Genomic DNA, 17,314 nt, shown 5'->3' with positions numbered 1-17,314 from the left:
GGCGCACGGAAATGGCGGGCGAGGGCTTCGAGCAGGCGCTCCACCGCCGCCTTCGCCGCCGGCGCGAGGCGGCGCCGGTCGCGGCGCAGCTCCACGAGGTTGATCCCGACCCGGACCTCGGCCAGCAGGTCGGCGGTCCAGGCGGCGTCCTCGGGGGGCAGGGCGGCGAGCCGCGGCGCGATCAGGCCGACGCGGTCGAGCATGATCGCGGCGAGCTCCAGCCCGTTCTGGCGGCCCTCGCGCGCGGCGGCGCGGGCGAGGCTCCGCCGGTTGATGCCGCGCAGGCGCCGCGCGCTCCAGCCCGCCCCCACCGAGCGCACCAGCCGGGTGACGAGGGCCGCCGCCCACATGCCGAGGATCACCGCCAGGGCGGAATTGGTGAAGGCCGCGAAGTCGCCGGTGTAGCTCTCCTGCAGCGCCAGCATGGTGAAGCCGTTGACCGCGGCCCCCATGGCGATGGGCGCCGTGCGCCCTTGCGTCATCAGCACCCCCGCCAGGATCAGGGCGGGGCCGAGCGCCAGGGCCAGCATCTCGAAGGAGGTGGCGAGCGGCAGCACGGCGAAGAGGTAGAAACCCGCCACCAGGCCGCCGACGATGGCGGAGTTGGCAAATCCCAGGATCTGCGGGGCGGGATCGTCCTGCGCCGCGAAGAAGCAGCAGCCGACCGCGGCCATCATCGGCGCGCCCGCCCCGTCCGGCCAGCCGGTGGCGATCCAGATCGCGCTCGTCAGGACGATCGCCAGGACCACGCCGATGGCCGAGAGCAGCGCCATGCCGTGGTCACGGTGGCGGATGGCGCGGGCCGCCGCGGTGTAGCGGAAAGCGAGCGCCCCGCTCACCGGCCTGCCGTCGGCGATGTGCCGCTGCAGCAGGCGGGTGTCCTGGCGCAGATCGATGAAGTCGCGCAGCCGCGCCCGGAGGCTCGCGCGGACGAGGTCGTTCCAGTCCGGCCGGCGGGGCAGGGGCTCGTCGGCGGCGCGTGCCCGCAGCCGGGCGGCCGCCTCCGGATCGGTGCTGCCCGAGGCGATCCAGGCGGCCATGTCGGCGAGGAGGGCGCGCAAGGGGGCGGTGAGCGCGCCGGCCCGCTCCAGGGCCTCGATCCGGTCGGCGACGGCCGACACGATCGGCATGAACATCAGCATGTGCTGGCGGAGCGTGGCCATCGCCTCGGGCGAGCGCGGCGGCCCGCCCGCGTCGTAGCGCAGCGGCGTGGCGAGGGCGTCGAAGGCGATCGCGTCGGCGGCGAGGCGCAGGCGCTTCGCCTGACTATCCTTGGCCTGACTATCCTTGGCCTGGCTGTCCTTTGCCTCACCCGGCCCGGTCCGGCCGAGCACGTCGGCGACCCAGCCGCGCGCCTGGGCCAGCCAGAGGGTGAGGCGGACCTCGATCTGCGGCACAGCCGATTGCGGCAGCACCACCGCGGAGACGAGCGCCGCGCTCAGGATGCCGAGCGAGATCTCCTCCGCCCGGGCCACCGCCGTGTCGAAGATCGCGCCGGGCTCGGAGACGGAGGGGAAGCCGATCAGGGCGGCGGTATAGCCCGCCAGCATCATCAGGTAGCTGCGCGGCGTCCGGTCGAGGAGCGAGAGATAGAGGCAGAGGCCGACCCAGAGGGCGATGGCCAGCGTCAGCAGCTCCGGCGCGTTCACGAGGTTCGGCACGAGGGCGACCGCCACCGCGGCCCCCAGCAGGGTGCCGAGCACCCGGTAGAGCGCCTTCGAGCGCGTGGCGCCCGCGAGCACCTGGCTCGTGATGTAGACGGTGCCGACCGCCCAGTAGGGCCGCGGCAGGCCGATCCAGAGGGCGAGGAACAGGGCGAGCATCGCCGCCGCGTAGGTCTTGAGCGCGAAGGCCCAGTCGCGCCAGCCGGGCAGGGGGAGGGCACCGCTCATGGTTGGGGCTCCCGCTCGGGCCGCATCACCGCCCGGAGAACGTGGCAGGCGGCCTCCAGATCGGCGGGGGCGACCTCCGCGAACACCGCGGCACGCAGCGCGATCAGCTCGGCCTCGATCGCGGCGACCGCGGCCTCGCCCGCGGGCGTGAGGGAGAGGACCTTGGCCCGGCGGTCGGACGGGTCCTCGGCGCGCCGCACCAGGCCGGCGGCGGCGAGCTGGTCGAGGAGGCGGACGAGGGACGGGCCCTCGATGCCGACCGCCTCGGCGAGAACGGTCTGACGCGGCGCGCCGTCGAGGCGGCCGATCATCACCAGGGGCAGGGCGGTGGCATCGGAGAGCCCGTGGCCCTGGGCCACCGCGTCCGCCGCGCGCCGCCACTGGCGCCCGGCCAGGAGGAGGGCGTGGGTGAAGGTCTGCCGGAGCCTGTCGAGATCGTCGGTCATGCGCCGCCCGGGGCGAGCCGCGGCTCGCATCACATCCTCATAGATAGGATGCTATCTATTTTCGCGCAAGCACTCTGGCTTTTCAAACGCCTCAGGCCGCCGCGGCGCGGCCGTTGAGGACGATCTCGATCGCGGCAGGCGCCGGGGCGGGGCGGGCCAGGTGATAGCCCTGCATCAGCGGGCAGCCGAGGGCGCGCAGGGTCTCAAGGTCGTCGGCGGTCTCGATGCCCTCGGCGACCACCTCGATGTCGAGGGAACGGCCGAGGCCGAGCACCGCGTGGACCATCCCGCGCTTGTCGTCGGAGGTGGTGAGCCCGGTCACGAGGCTGCGGTCGATCTTGACCCGGTCGGCCCGGAGCTGCCGCAGCGAGGCGAGCGACGAGTAGCCGGTGCCGAAATCGTCCAGCGCGACGCGCACGCCCGCCTTCGACACGGTGGCGAGCTTGCCCTGGACCGCCTCGATGTCGAGGGCGGTCTCCTCGGTGATCTCGATCTCCAGCATGGACGGCGGCAAGCCGAGGGCGCGCAGGCGGCCGAGCACGATCTCGTCCACGGCGACCTGGGCCATCTCGCGGGGCGAGACGTTCATGGCCACGCGCACGTCCGGGGCGCCGCGCTCGCGCAGGGCGCACAGGATCGTCAGGACCTGCTCCAGGATGAAGCGCAGCAGCGACTCGGTGAGGCCCGCCATCGCGGCGGTGGCGACGATCTCGTTCGGCGGGATCCAGCCGTGCAGCGGGTGGCGCCAGCGCACCAGCGCCTCAAGCCCCACGGGCACGCGCCCGCCGCGGCCGAAGATCGGCTGGAACCAGACCTCGAGCGCATTCTCCGAGAGCGCCTGCGAGAGGTCGCGCTCGCAGGCCCGGCGCATCTCGCGGCGGCCGCTCAGCCCCTCGTCGAACAGGCGCAGGCGGTTGCGGCCGGCGGCCTTGGCCGCATAGAGCGCCTCGTCGGCGCAGCCGAGCATCTGCGTCAGGCTGGACGGCGGCCCGAGAAAGAGGCCCGCGCTCATGCCCAGCCGGCCGGGATCGAGGCTGCCGATCGGCGCCGCGATGGCGGCGATCAGGCGCTCGGCGAGGGCCGTGGGCTCCGGCCCGGCGACGGGATCGTAGCAGAGCGCGAACTCGTCGCCGCCGAGGCGGGCGGCGAGACAGCCAGGGGGCAGCGCCGCGGCGAGGCGCCGGCCGACCTCGACCAGCACCCGGTCGCCCGCGGTATGGCCGTAGACGTCGTTCACCGACTTGAAGCCGTCGAGGTCGAGCAGCATCAGGCAGAGATCGCCGCCGCCCTCGGCCCGCTCCTCGACGGCCTGGGCGAAGCCGGCCCGGTTGAGCAGGCCGGTGAGGCCGTCATGGGTGGCGCGCACCCGCATCTCCTCGGCGAGGGCGCTGGCGCTGGCATGGGCCGCCGCGCGCGAGCGGGCCAGCGCCGTCGCCTCGTTCTTCAGGCGGCTCGACTCACGGAAGAGCCGCTCGGTCGCGGCGCCGCTGCGCAGGAGCGCGGCGAGGTAGAGGAGCACGGTCGCCGCGAGGCAGATCCGGTCGAAGCCGCCGGCGTAGAGGAGGCAGCCGGCCGCCGACAGGAGCGGGGGCGTGATGAAGCAGGACGGGATGCGGGCATAGGCGATGCCGTGGGTCACGGCGCCCGCGGTGATGCCGCAGGTGACGGTCAGGTAGAACAAGGTCTCGGGCGCGGTGTAGCCCTCGCAGAGGAGCGGCAGGCAGGCCCAGACCAGCCCCGACAGCAGCGCCGCGAGCGAGCTGAGCGCGAGGTGCCGGTCGACGAGGCGCGCCGCGGCCTCGGCGGCGTCGGGGGGCGTGGCCGCGTCCAGGGCGAGGCCGGCGCAGGGTGCCCGGCAGAGCGCGATGCGCAGGACGTTGGCCAGCGTCGAGACGGCGAACCAGGCCGCGCCCATCTCGCCCCGTCCCGCCTGGACGGCGACCAGGGTGCCGGTCAGCCCGAGGATCATGTTGACGGGGATCGCACGCAGCACGCTCTGGCGGATGGCGTCGAGCTGGTCGCGGCGGATCAGCCGCCCGAGTCCGGGATCGACCTCCTGAAGTGAGCGCAACGCGCTGTGCGGGCCGTTCATCGCGCCATCCGCCATCGTCGCATCTTGAGGTAGCAGCAATGGGTAACGATTCGTGTCCATTCCGCCGGGCCGGTCTGCTGCTTTAATCCCGGCCTCTCACCTGCTCGTGCGGACGTGGTGTGTCAGCACACGATGATCAAAACAGGGGCACGATCGCTGCTGGATTGGGCAAATACGCTCGGCCGTCCATCAATGTGTGAGCCACATTGCATGGAGAAAGATCATCATGGTGAAATGCGCGGCACTCGTCGCCCTCTCTGCTGCGATCATGCTGCCGAATCTCGCGATGGCCCAGGCAGCCCGGCACGGGACGCGGCCGGAGGCGCGGCAGGCGATGCAGCCCGGGACGCAGCAGGGGAACTGGCAAGGCACTTGGCAAGGCACCTGGCAAGGCACTTGGAACGCCTATCCCGATTCCCGCATCTGGCGCGCGCCGCGGCAGAGCGTCGAGAGCCCGCGCGTCGGCAGTCCGCGCGATCCGACCGGCATCCTCCGCGGGCAGGGGGTGAGCAGCCGCTACGGCGGCATGGGCAATATGGGCGGCGGCTCCGGGCGCAGCGCCAATACCGGCGTCGGCCTCGGCGGCATCGGCGCCAACCAGGGCGCGCGCTTCTGAGGCCCTGTTCGGGCATGAACCGGAGCCGTCCGAGCCCTGGCGCGGGCGGATCCGGCCACCACGTCCGCGGAACATGCTCTAGCTGGGCGGATCCAGGCCGAGGGCGTCCGCTACGTGACCGAGCTTGTCCGGGTTGCGGGTGATGTAGACCCCGGTGATCCGGCCGTCCTCGACGGCGAGCGCCGTCACCTGCAGCACGCCGCCGCGCTCGCGGCTGACGAAGCCCGGCAGGCCGTCGACCCGCACCGCCCGGAGGAAGGCGGCGGGCTCGTCCGCGTGCTTGCGCGCGAGGCCGGCAAAGAGGCGCAGCGCCCGCTCCACCCCGAGAATCGGGTTGAGGAAGGCGATCACCCGGCCGCCGCCATCCGAGCGGATCTCCACCTCCGCCGAGAGCAGGCTGCGCAGCGCCGCCACATCCCCGCTGCGTGAGGCGGCGAAGAAGGCGTGGACGATCCGCTCGCCCTCCTCGCGCGGCACGGGGTAGCGCGGGCGGTCGGCCCGGACGTGGCGGCGGGCGCGCACGGCGAGCTGGCGAATCGCCGCGGCGTCGCGGTCGAGGGTGGCGGCGACCTCGGCGAGCGGCACGCCGAACACGTCGTGTAGGAGGAAGGCCGCCCGCTCCAGCGGCGAGAGCCGCTCCAGCGCCATCATCAGCGTCAGGGTGAGATCCTCGCCCTCCACCGGCTCCGCCTCGGCCATGTCGACCAGCGGCTCGGGCAGCCAGGCGCCGACATAGGTCTCACGCCGCGCGCGGGCCGATTTCATCGCGTCGAGGCAGAGGCGGGTGACCACCCGCGACAGGAAGGCGGCCGGCACCGCCACGCCCTCCGGATCGACGGCGCGCCAGCGCAGCCAGGCGGATTGCACCACGTCTTCCGCCTCGGCCAGCGAGCCGAGCATGCGGTAGGCGAGGCGCAGGAGCCGCGGCCGCTCCGCCTCGAACAGCGCGGTGCGCGGGTCAGGCCGCATCGCGGGACGGACCCGGACCGGAGGCGGGATCGTCCGCATGGACGCCGCGCAGGCCTACCTGCAGCCGGTTCCACAGGTTGATCATGCCGATCTGCAGGGTGAGCTGGACCTGCTCGGCCTCGCCGAACTCCGCCGCGAGCGCCCCGTAGTCGGCCTCCGGCGCGCCGCCCTCGGCGAGCCGCGTCAGGGCCTCGGTCCAGGCGAGCGCCGCGCGCTCGCGGGGGCTGTAGAGGCCGGATTCGCGCCACGCGTTCAGCAGGTGGATCCGCATCTCGCTCTCGCCCGCCTTCCGGGCGGCGCTCGCATGCAGGGCGATGCAATAGGCGCAGCCGTTGATCTGCGAGGCGCGCAGCTTCACCAGCTCCAGCAAACCGTGCTCCAGGGCGCCGGCCCGTAGGCTCGCCTCCACCGCCATCAGGGCCTTCACCGCCGCCGGGGCATGGGCGTAGGGATTCGTCACGCGCGGGTCCATTCTGCGGCTCCTGGTTGTTCGTGTCGATGGGTCGATGTCGGCGCAGCGGGCCTCGGCGTGAGCCGAGGCGTCGAGCGAAAGCCCGAGGCCGATTCAGCGGATCGGCGTGGTCAGCACGGTCTCGGCCGTGTCCACGACGAAGACCGCGAGCAGCCGCGCCGGCTCGGTCGTGCTGGCATTGGCGCTGACCGCGTGCCGGTCGCCCGGCAGCTCCGTGAAGCTCTCGCCGGCGCGGTAGGTGCGCTCGGGCCCGTCATTCACCCGGCTGCGGATGGCGCCCTCCAGCACCGTGGCGGTGATGAAGGCGCTCGGCGCGTGGGTATGGGCGGGCGAGAAGCCGCCCGGCCCGTAGACCACCATCATGCCGCGCAGGCTCTTGCCCGGGACGTTCGGCAGGGGTTGGTCGAAGACGAGGCTCACCCGGGCCTCGCCGGGCCCGGCCGGCGCCGCATCGTGGGCGCTGGCGCCGCCCAGCGGGCCGGCGGCGAGGGCGGCGAAGAGGGCCGGGAAGAGGGTGGCAGCTGGCAACGTCGTGCGCATGGTCGGGTCTCGTCCTGACTGTCTCGGGGGCAGGGGGCTCAGGCGGCCCGGGCGGGCAGCCAATCGTCGAGCCGCGTCGGGGCGAGGCGCGCAGCGGGACCGGGCAGCAGGGGATCGCCGGTCACGGGCGTGCCGAAATAGCCGGCCTCCGGATCGGCCAGGACGGTCCGGCCGTCGCCCGCGAGGACCCGGGCGAGCAGGGCGTCGAGGCGGAACGCCTCCGGTCCGGCGATCTCGACGAGGCCGCGGGCGGGCGGGCCCACCGCGATCCCGGCGAGCAACGCCGCCACGTCCGCGGCCGCGATCGGCTGGATGCCGGTGGGCGCGACGCGGACGGTGCCCGCCCTGGTCCCGGCCGCGGCGATGCCGCCCAGGAACTCGAAGAACTGCGTCGCCCGCACGATGGTGTAGGGCAGGGGCCCCTCGGCGATCAGCCGCTCCTGCGCCAGCTTGGCCCGGAAATAGCCGCTCGCCTTGAGCCGGTCGGTGCCGACGACCGAGAGCGCCACATGATGGCGCAGGCCCGCCTCCGCCCCGGCGGCCAGCAGGGTGCGGGTCGAGCGGGTGAAGAAGTCGAGGACCGGCCCATCCGCGAAGGAGGGGGCGTTGGCGACGTCCACCACCACCTCGGCGCCCGCGAGCGCCGCGGCGAGCCCCTGCCCCGTCACGGCATCGACGCCGGTGCGCGGCGAGGCCGGCAGCACGCTGTGGCCGGCCTCGGCGAGCCGGGCCGCGAGCCGCGTGCCGATCAGCCCGCTGCCGCCGATGATCACGATCCGCATCTCGTCCTCCTCAGCCGGGGGCCGGACCGGCCCCGTCTCCGCAGGCATGACGAGGGTGCGGGGCGCGGTGTGACATGCGGTGCGCGATTTTTTCGCGGACCGGCCGCTTTGCCGTTCGGAAGCCGGCATGGCACAGGACGACGACCCGTGGGTTCGGGCGCGTGAGCGGGGTCGCGATGCGGCGGGGCGGGACCGAGGCGGCGGGGGCGGGAGGCCCGGCGGACGGGCGCCTCGCCCTGCCCCGGGCGTCCGGGCTCACGCTGCGGCAGGTCCGGCTCGGCTCCGGCCTGGTGCTCTGCGCCTACGTGCTCACCCACCTCATCGTCCACGCGCTGGGCAATGCCTCCCTCGGCGCCATGGAGGCGGGGCTCGCGGTGAAGGCGGCGCTCTGGCGCAGCCCGCCGGCCCTGGTCCTCCTCTACGGGTCGCTGCTCGCCCATCTCGCCCTCGGCCTGTACGCCCTCTACGAGCGGCGCTTCTTCCGGATCGTGCCGGCCGAGATCGCGCAGCTCGTCCTCGGGCTCGCCCTTCCCGCCCTCCTCGTCACGCATGTCGTCGGCACGCGCCTCGCCTGGAGCCTGGAGGGGCTCGACCGGGGCTATGCGCAGGTTCTCTACGGCACCTGGATCGCCGCGCCCTGGCACGGGGCGCTGCAGGTGGCGGGGCTCGCTGCGGCCTGGCTGCACGGCTGCCTCGGCCTGCATTACTGGCTGCGCCTGAAGCCCGGCTACGGGCGCGCCGCGCCCTGGCTCATCGGGCTGGCGGTGCTGGTGCCGGCGCTCGCCGTCCTCGGCGCGGCGCAGGGTGCGCGCGATGTCCGGGCGCTCAGCGCCGAGCCGGCCTGGCGCGCCTCGGCGCTGGGCATCCGCCATATGGGGCTGCCCGATCAGGCCGCGCACCTGCTGGCTTGGCGCGACGGACTCCTGTGGGGCTATGCCGGAGCCCTCGCCCTGGTGCTCGCCGCGCGCGGCCTGCGCACCCGGGCCGAGACGCGCGGCGGCTTCGTGCGCGTCACCTATCCCAGCGGGCGCACCGTGCGGGTGCCACGCGGGGCGAGCGTGCTGGAGGCGAGCCGGCGCGGGCGGATCCCGCATGCCAGCGTCTGCGGCGGACGGGGACGCTGCTCGACCTGCCGGATCCGGATCGCCGACGGCGAGCATGGCGGCAGCCTGCCGCCGCCGGGCCGGGCCGAGCGCGCGGTGCTGGAGCGGATCGGCGCGAGCCCCGGCATCCGCCTCGCCTGCCAGCTCCGGCCCGAGCGCGACCTCACCGTGGCGCCCCTGTTCACGCCGCACGCGCAGCACGGCCCGGCCGCGGAGCGGGCGGAGACGGGGGAGGAGCGCTTCGTCGCGGTGATGTTCGTGGACCTGCGCGGTTCGACCCGGCTCGCCGAGGAGCGGCTGCCCTACGACACGGTCTTCGTGATCAACCGCTTCCTCAGCGCGGTGGGGCAGGCGGTGCGGGATTCAGGGGGCAGCGTGAACCAGCAGCTCGGCGACGGGCTGATGGCGCTGTTCGGGCTCGGCCCCGAGCCCACCGATCCCGGGACGGCCCCGAAGGCGGCGTCCCGCGACGCGCTCCGGGCGGTCGAGGCGATCGGGGTTGCGGTCGAGCGGCTGAACGCGGTGCTCGCCCACGATCTCGGCGAGCGCCTGCGCTACGGCATCGGCCTGCATGCCGGCACGGCCATCGTCGGCGCGATGGGCGACGCCCTCGACGCCCGCTTCACCGCGCTCGGCGACACCGTCAATGTCGCGGCGCGGCTGGAGGGCCTGACCGGCCCGATGGGGCAGGTGGCGATCGTCTCCGAGGCCGTCTACCGGGCCGCGCAGCTTCCGGCGGAGGACCTGCAGGAGCTGACGCTCTCGGGCCGGGCGCGCACCCTGCGCGCCCGCCTCATCGCCGCCCGGGACGCCTGATCCGGGGTCTTGAGGGGATCATCCCCTCGGCGGGGTATCGGGGCCGAGCCCCGATCTTCGATGACCAGGGCTCCGCGCCTCGAACCTGCCGAGAGGGGTGCCCCCTCTCGCCTCCCGGGATGGTGCTCAGAACGGCTCGAGGCCGAATTCCAGCATGCGGCGGCCATGGTCGCACCAGGCCTGCAGCATGCGGGCGAAGAGGCCGGGCTCGCCCGCGGGGGCGGCGGAGAGACGGGGGAGGGCGAGGCCGAGGACGCTCATGGCGGGCTCCGGATGGTGCGTTGCAGGATCGGGTGCGCCGAAGATGCGCCCTATGCTGCAGCGCAACAATCCGCCCAGGAGCGGATGATCCATGCATCTCTCGCATGGCATTGACGAAATAGTCACGGATTTGCGTTCCGCCATGCACGATCCTGCGTGATGGCGGCCGAGTGCCGTCCCCGACCGCGTTGCGATCGGGGACGGCACTCGGCTCTCGTTTTGACGCGCTCTCGTACGCCGAACCGGTGTCCACGTCGGCTCAGGAGCGCTCTCATCAGCCCGGCGGCCGTGCGGCGAGGCGGTAGAACAGGAGCAGGCCGCCCGCGAAGACAGCGAGGCCGAGGGCGAGGGCGGGCCACCCTGCGAACCCATCGAGGGCGAGTGAGCCGGAGCGGCCGGCCAGGGTGTCGGCCCCGGCGAGCACCACGCCGATGCCGCTCTCGCCGACGAGGAGGCCCGAGGCGAGCAGCACGCCCCGCCGCCGTGCGGCCTCGACCGCCTCCGGCGAGGCGCCCGCGCGGGCTAGGCGCCGGTCGGCCGCCCAGCCGAGGAGGCCACCCAGCGCGATCGTCACCTCGACGCTGAGCGGCAGGTACATGCCGATGCCGACGGTCAGCGCCGGGAAGCTCACCCCCCGGCGGCGCAGACGCGCCTCAACCGCGACGAGGACGCTGCCGAGGCCGAGCCCGGTCAGCACCATGCCCCAGGGTAGGGTGCCGCGCACGATGCCGTCGGCGATCTGCGTGACGAGGGCGGCCTGCGGCACGGCCATCGCGTCCTCCGGGACCATGCCGGGCCGGGGCAGAGCGCCGACGAAGCCGTAGGCCTCGTAGAGCAAGGCCATCAGCGGCGCGATCACGGCGGAGCCGACCGCGACGCCGAGGATCAGCACGGCCTGCTGGCGCCAGGGCGTGGCATCGACGAGCTGGCCGGTCTTCAGGTCCTGCAGGTTGTCGTTGGCGATGGAGGCGGTGGTCACGATCACCGCGGCGACGAGGAGCGCGGCGGCGACCACGAAGCGCGTCCCCTCCGGCCCCGCCGCCGGCCCGAGGACCAGCGGCAGGAGCAGGGCGGCGGCCATGGCGGTGATGATGCCGATCCCCGAGATCGGGCTGATGGAGGAGCCGAGCAATCCCGCGAGGTAGCCGCAGGCCGCCGCCATCAGGAAGCCGAACAGCAGCACGAAGGACACGGCGACCGCGACGAGGAGCGCGCCCCCGCCCGCGAAGTCGTGCACCAGCCAGGCGAGCGGCAGGGTGAGCGCCAGGGCGCCGCCCGCCACCAGCGGCAGCGGCAGGTCGCGCTCCTGCCGGGGGAGGTCGCGGCCGGAGGCGCGGGCCGCCGTCAGTCCGGCACGGAGCCCCACGAGGATCGGGCGAGCGAGCGTGCCCAACGTCCAAACAGCCCCCGTCGCCATGATGCCGGCCCCGATCAGGCGGACCTGCCCCGCCCAGACCGCCTGGGCCGCCTCGGCCGGGGCGAGATCCGCATGGGCGCCGAGCGCGGTCAGGATCGGAACGGCGATGCCCCAGGCGAGCACCACGCCGGTGAGGATGGCGAGGCAGGCCCCGATCCCGACGAGGTAGCCGATGCCGACGAGCGCCAGCGAGAAGCCGGTGCCGAGGCCGAACACCGCCGGGCCGAGGCTGACGGCGGTGCGCACGCCCTCGGCCAGCACCCGCAGGCCGGCGGTGAGGAAGCCGACGAGCCCGCCCCCGGCGAGGCCCGCGAGCAGCACGGCGAGCCCGCGCCCCGCGTCGCGGCCAGCGCCCTCTCCCGCCCGCAGGACCTCGGCCGCGGCCACGCCCTCGGGATAGGGCAGGCCCGCACCCATCACCAGGGCGCGGCGCAGCGGGATCGAGAAGGCGACGCCGAGGAGGCCGCCGACCAGGGTGATCCCGGCGGTCTGCCAGAACGGGAAGCCGTGCCAGTGCCCGATGAGGACGAGGCCCGGCAGGACCAGGATGACGTTGCAGAGCGTGCCCGCGGCGGAGGCCTGCGTCTGGACGATGTTGTTCTCGAGGATGCCGGAACCGCCGACGAGCCGCAGGGCCCCCATGGCGAGCATGGCGGCGGGGATCGAGGACGAGAAGGTCATCCCCGTCTTCAGGCCGAGATAGACGTTGGCCGCCATGAACAGGACGGTGATCAGGGCGCCGAGCACGAGGCCGCGCGGCGTGATCTCGGCACCGTGGCGGGTCCCGGCGGTCGCGGGCGGGGTCGGCTGGTCCATCGGGCTCCGGAGCGGCGCGCTTGCGGGGCAGGGGAGCACCGCCGCGCCCGGAGGGCAAGGGTCCGGGCTTGACGGGCCCGTCTCGACGATCGCTCCCGGAGCCTGTAGGCCCGGCCGGTCGGCATCACCCCGCGGAACCTCCCATGAAGCAGCTCGAGGCCATCATCGCCTGGACGCCGGTCCGCTGGGCCGAGCTGCGCCCCGAGACGGCGGGCCAGATCGCGGTGCTGCCCGCCCCCGACACGGACGGGGCCGCCAAGCGCTTCATGATGCGGGCCGGCGCGAGTTCCTCGGCGCTCCAGGCGCTCTCGGAGGAGGCGCGCATCGCCCGCCTGTTCATCGATTTCCAGACCATCGTGGTGCGCGACGGGCTCGACCCACAGGCGGTGCACAAGGCCTTTCTCGCCATCGACGAGTACCGCTTCCGCATCGCGCCGGACACCGAAGGCGCCGAATTCGAGGATCCGCCCGAGGAGGATTGAGCGGATCCGGGCGGCCTCCCCCTTGCCGCCCGGATCCGGATCGGGCCAATCACGGCTCCTCACGAAGCCGCGATACAGGATCCGACCGTGTCTCATCTCGACGGAACGGCGCTCGGCCTCGCCTGGACGCTCCCCTTCGCCGGCCTGCTCCTGTCGATCGCGCTGCTGCCGCTCCTGGCCCCGCGTTTCTGGGAGCACCGCTTCGGCCTCGTCGCGGCCCTCTGGGCGGCAGCCTTCCTCGTGCCCTGCGCCCTGCGTTTCGGCGCGGGGGTCACGGCCGCCGAGGTCTGGCACACGGCCGCGCTCGAATATCTGCCCTTCATCATCCTGGTCTTCGCGCTCTTCGTGGTCGCCGGCGGCATCCGCATCACCGGCGACCTCGTCGGCACGCCCGGCACCAACACGGCGATCCTCGGGCTCGGCAGCCTGGCTGCGAGCGTGCTGGGCACCACCGGGGCGGCGATGCTGCTCGTCCGCCCGCTGATCCGGGCGAATGCCGGCCGAGCCCGCAACGCCCACGTCTTCGTGTTCTTCATCTTCCTGGTCGCCAATATCGGCGGCTCGCTCACGCCGCTCGGCGACCCGCCGCTCTTCCTCGGCTTCCTGCGGGGCGTCGACTTCCTCTGGACCGCGCGGGCGCTCGCCGCCCCGATGGCGCTCGCCCTCGCGCTGCTCCTCGCCCTGTTCTACGCGATCGACCGCTGGCACTGGCGCCTGGAGACGCTCCCGCGGACAGGGGGCGCCCGCCGGATCCGGATCGAGGGCCTGCACAACGGGCTCTATCTCGCCGGCATCGTCGCGGCGGTGCTCGTGAGCGGGCTGTGGCGGCCGGGCATCGCCGTGCCGGTCGGCCTCGGCGTCGCGGTGCCCCTCCAGAGCCTCCTGCGCGACGCGATCCTCCTCGGCATCGGCCTCGCCTCGGTCCGCACCACGGCCCCCGGCATCCGCCTGGAGAACGCCTTCACCTGGATGCCCATCCGCGAGGTGGCGATCCTGTTCGCCGGCATCTTCGTCACCATCGTGCCGGCGCTCGCGATCCTGCGCGCGGGGCATGCGGGCGCGCTCTCCGGGCTCCTCGCCCTGGTGACGCGCCCCGACGGCACACCGATCGACGCCGCCTATTTCTGGCTGACGGGGCTCCTGTCGAGCGTCCTCGACAACGCGCCGACCTACCTGATCTTCTTCGACCTCGCGGGCGGCGATCCCGCGACCCTGATGGGGCCGCTGGCCCGCACCCTCACCGCGATCTCGGCGGGCGCGGGGTTCATGGGGGCCAACTCCTATATCGGCAACGCCCCGAACTTCATGGTCAAGGCGATCTGCGAGGAGGCCGGCATCCGCATGCCGAGCTTCTTCGGCTACATGCTCTGGTCCGCCTGCATCCTGCTGCCGCTGTTCGGGCTGCTGACGCTGATCTTCTTCGCCTGAGCCGGCTTCACGTCGGCCGGGGGTGAGGGGGCGATTCCTGGTGGAGTCTCATCCGGCACCGCCTCCTCACCGTCGCTCCGAATGCGCCCCCGCTTCCTGCCTGCACGCCAGGGTGCAGGCAGGCCTCTCCCCGTATCGATTCCGGGCCTGCCCGGGATCGACACTGGAAGACCGATGTCGGGCAGACCCGACTTCGGGCGGGGAGAGGGGGCGCCCTATTCCGAAGCCGTCAGATCAGGAACGGCATTACGCCGCGCGGACGCCTGCGAGGAAGCGGGCGACCTCGGCGTTGAGGTGCTCCGACTGGCGCGACAGCTCCGAGGCCGAGGCGAGGACCTGGGTCGCCGCAGCGCCCGTCTCCTCGGCCGCGCCGGAGAGCGCGGTGACGTTGGCGGTCACCTCGCGGGTGCCGGTGGCGGCCTGGGCAACGTTGCGCACGATCTCCTGCGTCGCCGCGCCCTGCTCCTCCACCGCCGCGGCGATCGAGGTGGCCACACCGCTGATCTCGCGGATGCGGCCGGCGATGCCGCCGATGGCCTGGACCGCCTGATCGGTCGAACCCTGGATCTGGCCGATCTGGCGGCCGATCTCCTCGGTGGCCTTGGCGGTCTGGTTGGCGAGTTCCTTGACCTCGGCGGCCACCACCGCGAAGCCGCGCCCGGCTTCCCCGGCGCGCGCTGCCTCGATCGTGGCGTTGAGGGCGAGCAGGTTGGTCTGCCCGGCGATCTGCGAGATCAGCGCCACCACGTCGCCGATCCGGCCGGCGGCCTGGGCGAGGTCCTGAACGAGGCTCGCCGTCTGGCTCGCCTCGCCGACCGCGGACTTGGCGAGCTCGGCCGAGCCGTCGACCTGCCGCCCGATCTCCGAGACGGAGGTGCCGAGTTCCTCGGCCGCCGCGGCGACCATGTTGACGTTGCCGGCGGCCTGGTTCGCCGCCGCGGCGACGCCGGTGGAGCGGCCGGCAGTCTCGCTCGCGGTCGTCGTCATGGTCTCAGCCGTCGCCTGCAGCTCGGCCGCCGCGGCCGAGACCCGCGCGACGATGCCGCCGACCGCATTCTCGAAGCTGTCGGCCATCTGGCGCATGCCGGCCTTGCGCTGCTCCTCGGCGGAGGCGCGGGCGAGCGCCGTGTCCGCCTCAAGCTGCCGCGTGCGGATCAGGTTCTCGCGGAACACCTGCACGGCGCCCGCCATCGCACCGATCTCGTCGCGGCGGCCGCCATAGGGGATGTCGGAGGCGGTGTCGCCCGCTGCGAGCCCGCGCATGGACGCCGTCATCCGCTCGATCGGGCGCGAGACGCCCAGGACGGCGAAGGCGAGGGCGCCGAGCGCGGTCAGGACGGTGAGGACGAGCATCGCCAGCGTCATGCGCGTGGCCGCCGCTTGCGCGGCGCGGATCTCGACATCGGCCGCCTTGCTGGCGGCGACGTTGACGTCGACCAGGGCGCGCGCCGCGGCGGCCACCGCGAGGTAGTGCGCGTTCATCGGCCCCCGGAAGAAGTCCATCGCCTCGGCGCGGCGCTCGACGGGGAAGCCGCGCAGCGTCTCCCAGTCGTTCCGCAGCGTCTTCAGCTTGGCCAGGAGATCGTCGTAGATCGTCTGCTCCTCGGCCGAGTTGATCAGGGTCCGGTAGGCCTCGACCTTGGCGCTGCGCTCGCGCATCAGCTCCGTGACACGGCCGATGCTCTCGGTCCGCGCGGCCTCGGTCTCGTCAGTCATGTAGCGGAACTGCCAGAGGCGCGTGCGGGTCACGAGCGTATTGATCGCGTGCGCCTCGTTCATCGAAGGCACGGCGTTATCGATCAGGCTCGCAGTCCTGTAACCGATGGCATCGATCCGCAGCAGGGATACGATCCCTTGCGCGAGAGACAGCCCGAGCATGGCGATGAAAATACCTGCCAGGCACCGCTTCAGACTGAGATTCATCGGGACAGCCAACCTTCCATTCACCGCGAACACACATTTCACAGCGTCGTGAAGCGATGCTTAATGCGGTGCAGCAAGGATCGGAATTCGTGAGGCCGAGCCGGCTCTTGTCGGGTCCTGTCCAGTCCGGTCCCGGTGCGCGGCGATGCGCGCTCAGGACTTGCGCAGACCCGCCGCCATGGCACGGACGAGGATCTCGAGCTGGGCGTGGATCACGGCCGGCGGCAGCGCCAGACGCTGCGGGTCGAGTCCGAGGGCGACGATGCCGTGCGTCGCCGAGAACAGGCTGCGGGCGAGCAGCCGGCATTCGGGCTCGGCGAGGTCCGGGCGCAGCACCGCCAGCGGCTGCTCGATCCGGGCGAACAGGCGCGCCTGCTCGGCCACGTACCAGTCGGGCGCGCGCTGGCCCGAGGGCGCGCGGTGGCGGAACAGGGCGTCCCAGCGCAGCGGGTGGGCGCGGGCGAAGGCGAGATAGGCCTGGCCGAGCCGCACCAGTTCGTCGGAGGCCGCCGCCTCATCGGCGATCCGCCTCGCGGGCGGCCCGAGCGCCGCCTCGAACAGGTTGAGGGTGCGCAGGTTCACCGCCAGCACCACGCCGTCGAGATCGGGAAACGCCGTGTAGATCGCCCCCACCGCACAGCCGGCGGCCTGGGCGAGCTCCCGCGCGCGCAGGCCGGGCAGGCCCTCCGCCGCGATCATCCGCTCGGCCTCGGCGACCAGGGTATCCCGCAGGGCGCGGCGGCGCTCGTCGGCGCTCATGCGAGACTCCCTCATTTGCACGTCGTGCAAAATCGCACTTGAACGGCGTTCATAGGCATGCGAGCGTCGATTTGTGAACAACGTTCATGAAGGGGACGACGCCCATGTTCAAGCTGTTCGAGACCCTGCTGAGAGGCCACGCGGCTCGTGCCGCGGATGAGATCTTCGACCGGAATGCCCTGCTGATCCTCGACCAGCAGATCCGCGAGACCCGCGCCGGGCTGGAGCGCAGCCGCCAGGCGCTGGCCATCGCGGTGGCGGGAGACCGCTGCGAGGCGCGGCGCCTCGAGGCGGTCGAGGCCCGCGCCGCGACCCTGGAGACGCAGGCCGTGGCCGCGCTCCGGGCGGCCCGCGAGGATCTCGCCGAGGAGGCGGCACGCGCGATCGCCGACCTCGAGGCCGAGCGCGACGCGATCAGGACCGCCCGCGCGCGCTTCTCCGCCGAGATCGCCCGGATCCGCGGGAGCGTCGCCGACGCGACCCGGCGCCAGGCCGAGCTG

16 protein-coding genes are annotated in these 17,314 nt (G+C 73.4%); 5 read left to right on the top strand and 11 right to left on the bottom strand.

What is annotated here, in order from left to right; genetic code table 11:
- The 3 genes from MET9862_RS23910 to MET9862_RS23900 all read right to left on the bottom strand — a co-directional run.
- Positions 1-1,892 (bottom strand): FUSC family protein (locus MET9862_RS23910; protein WP_142585376.1); only part of this gene is annotated, 1,892 nt, incomplete at its 3' end.
- Positions 1,889-2,338: a MarR family winged helix-turn-helix transcriptional regulator gene (locus tag MET9862_RS23905; protein ID WP_142585374.1), complete on the bottom strand. Its 450-nt coding sequence runs from the start codon at positions 2,336-2,338 to the stop codon at positions 1,889-1,891. The genes MET9862_RS23905 and MET9862_RS23910, both read right to left, overlap by 4 nt.
- Positions 2,339-2,429: 91 nt before the next feature.
- Positions 2,430-4,430, bottom strand: a complete 2,001-nt coding sequence (locus tag MET9862_RS23900) for a putative bifunctional diguanylate cyclase/phosphodiesterase (protein ID WP_142585372.1) — start codon at positions 4,428-4,430, stop codon at positions 2,430-2,432.
- A 226-nt stretch (positions 4,431-4,656) separates the two neighbouring features.
- Between MET9862_RS23900 and MET9862_RS23895 the strand changes: the two genes are divergently transcribed.
- A complete protein-coding gene (locus MET9862_RS23895; RefSeq protein WP_142585370.1) occupies positions 4,657-5,046 on the top strand; it encodes a hypothetical protein in 390 nt (129 codons plus the stop codon).
- A 78-nt stretch (positions 5,047-5,124) separates the two neighbouring features.
- Here the strand turns inward: MET9862_RS23895 and MET9862_RS23890 are convergent, their stop codons facing one another.
- The 4 genes from MET9862_RS23890 to MET9862_RS23875 all read right to left on the bottom strand — a co-directional run bounded on the left by MET9862_RS23890 (position 5,125) and on the right by MET9862_RS23875 (position 7,809).
- A complete protein-coding gene (locus MET9862_RS23890; RefSeq protein WP_142585368.1) occupies positions 5,125-6,015 on the bottom strand; it encodes a sigma-70 family RNA polymerase sigma factor in 891 nt (296 codons plus the stop codon).
- Positions 6,005-6,487 carry a carboxymuconolactone decarboxylase family protein gene (locus MET9862_RS23885; RefSeq protein WP_142585366.1) on the bottom strand — a complete coding sequence of 161 codons (483 nt, stop codon included), beginning with the start codon at positions 6,485-6,487 and terminating at the stop codon, positions 6,005-6,007. The genes MET9862_RS23890 and MET9862_RS23885 overlap by 11 nt, the downstream gene beginning before the upstream one ends.
- 93 nt (positions 6,488-6,580) lie before the next feature.
- Complete coding sequence (locus MET9862_RS23880; RefSeq protein WP_142585364.1) at positions 6,581-7,027, bottom strand: cupin domain-containing protein; 447 nt, start codon at positions 7,025-7,027, stop codon at positions 6,581-6,583.
- A gap of 38 nt (positions 7,028-7,065) precedes the next feature.
- The gene (locus tag MET9862_RS23875; protein WP_142585361.1) at positions 7,066-7,809 is read right to left on the bottom strand and encodes an SDR family oxidoreductase; all 744 of its coding nucleotides are present in this window, start codon (positions 7,807-7,809) and stop codon (positions 7,066-7,068) included.
- A 176-nt stretch (positions 7,810-7,985) separates the two neighbouring features.
- On the opposite strand from MET9862_RS23875, the gene MET9862_RS23870 reads away from it, so the two are divergent.
- Positions 7,986-9,728 (top strand): adenylate/guanylate cyclase domain-containing protein, encoded by a 1,743-nt coding sequence (locus MET9862_RS23870; RefSeq protein WP_142585378.1) that lies wholly within the window; start codon positions 7,986-7,988, stop codon positions 9,726-9,728.
- 126 nt (positions 9,729-9,854) lie between these two features.
- Here MET9862_RS23870 and MET9862_RS30525 read toward each other — a convergent pair whose 3' ends face one another.
- Positions 9,855-9,989, bottom strand: a complete 135-nt coding sequence (locus MET9862_RS30525) for a hypothetical protein (RefSeq protein WP_280178990.1) — start codon at positions 9,987-9,989, stop codon at positions 9,855-9,857.
- Positions 9,990-10,263: 274 nt separating this feature from the next.
- A complete protein-coding gene (locus MET9862_RS23865; RefSeq protein WP_142585359.1) occupies positions 10,264-12,222 on the bottom strand; it encodes an OPT family oligopeptide transporter in 1,959 nt (652 codons plus the stop codon).
- A 143-nt stretch (positions 12,223-12,365) separates the two neighbouring features.
- On the opposite strand from MET9862_RS23865, the gene MET9862_RS23860 reads away from it, so the two are divergent.
- Positions 12,366-12,704, top strand: coding sequence for a hypothetical protein (locus MET9862_RS23860; RefSeq protein ID WP_142585357.1), 339 nt, complete (start codon positions 12,366-12,368; stop codon positions 12,702-12,704).
- Positions 12,705-12,791: 87 nt separating this feature from the next.
- The gene (locus tag MET9862_RS23855) at positions 12,792-14,132 is read left to right on the top strand and encodes a sodium:proton antiporter (protein ID WP_142585355.1); all 1,341 of its coding nucleotides are present in this window, start codon (positions 12,792-12,794) and stop codon (positions 14,130-14,132) included.
- Between the two features lie 246 nt (positions 14,133-14,378).
- Here MET9862_RS23855 and MET9862_RS23850 read toward each other — a convergent pair whose 3' ends face one another.
- Positions 14,379-16,055, bottom strand: coding sequence for a methyl-accepting chemotaxis protein (locus MET9862_RS23850; protein WP_142585353.1), 1,677 nt, complete (start codon positions 16,053-16,055; stop codon positions 14,379-14,381).
- Positions 16,056-16,208: 153 nt separating this feature from the next.
- Positions 16,209-16,814: a TetR/AcrR family transcriptional regulator gene (locus MET9862_RS23845; protein WP_142585351.1), complete on the bottom strand. Its 606-nt coding sequence runs from the start codon at positions 16,812-16,814 to the stop codon at positions 16,209-16,211.
- 104 nt (positions 16,815-16,918) lie between these two features.
- Here MET9862_RS23845 and MET9862_RS23840 point away from each other — a divergent pair.
- Positions 16,919-17,314: PspA/IM30 family protein (locus tag MET9862_RS23840; RefSeq protein ID WP_185156982.1), on the top strand; the 396-nt coding region annotated here is incomplete at its 3' end.

It is taken from the genome of Methylobacterium symbioticum (assembly GCF_902141845.1).
Classification (GTDB): Bacteria; Pseudomonadota; Alphaproteobacteria; order Rhizobiales; family Beijerinckiaceae; genus Methylobacterium; species Methylobacterium symbioticum.
The sequence above is the reverse complement of the archived record's forward strand: the minus strand, read 5'-3'. Positions and strand labels throughout refer to the sequence as shown.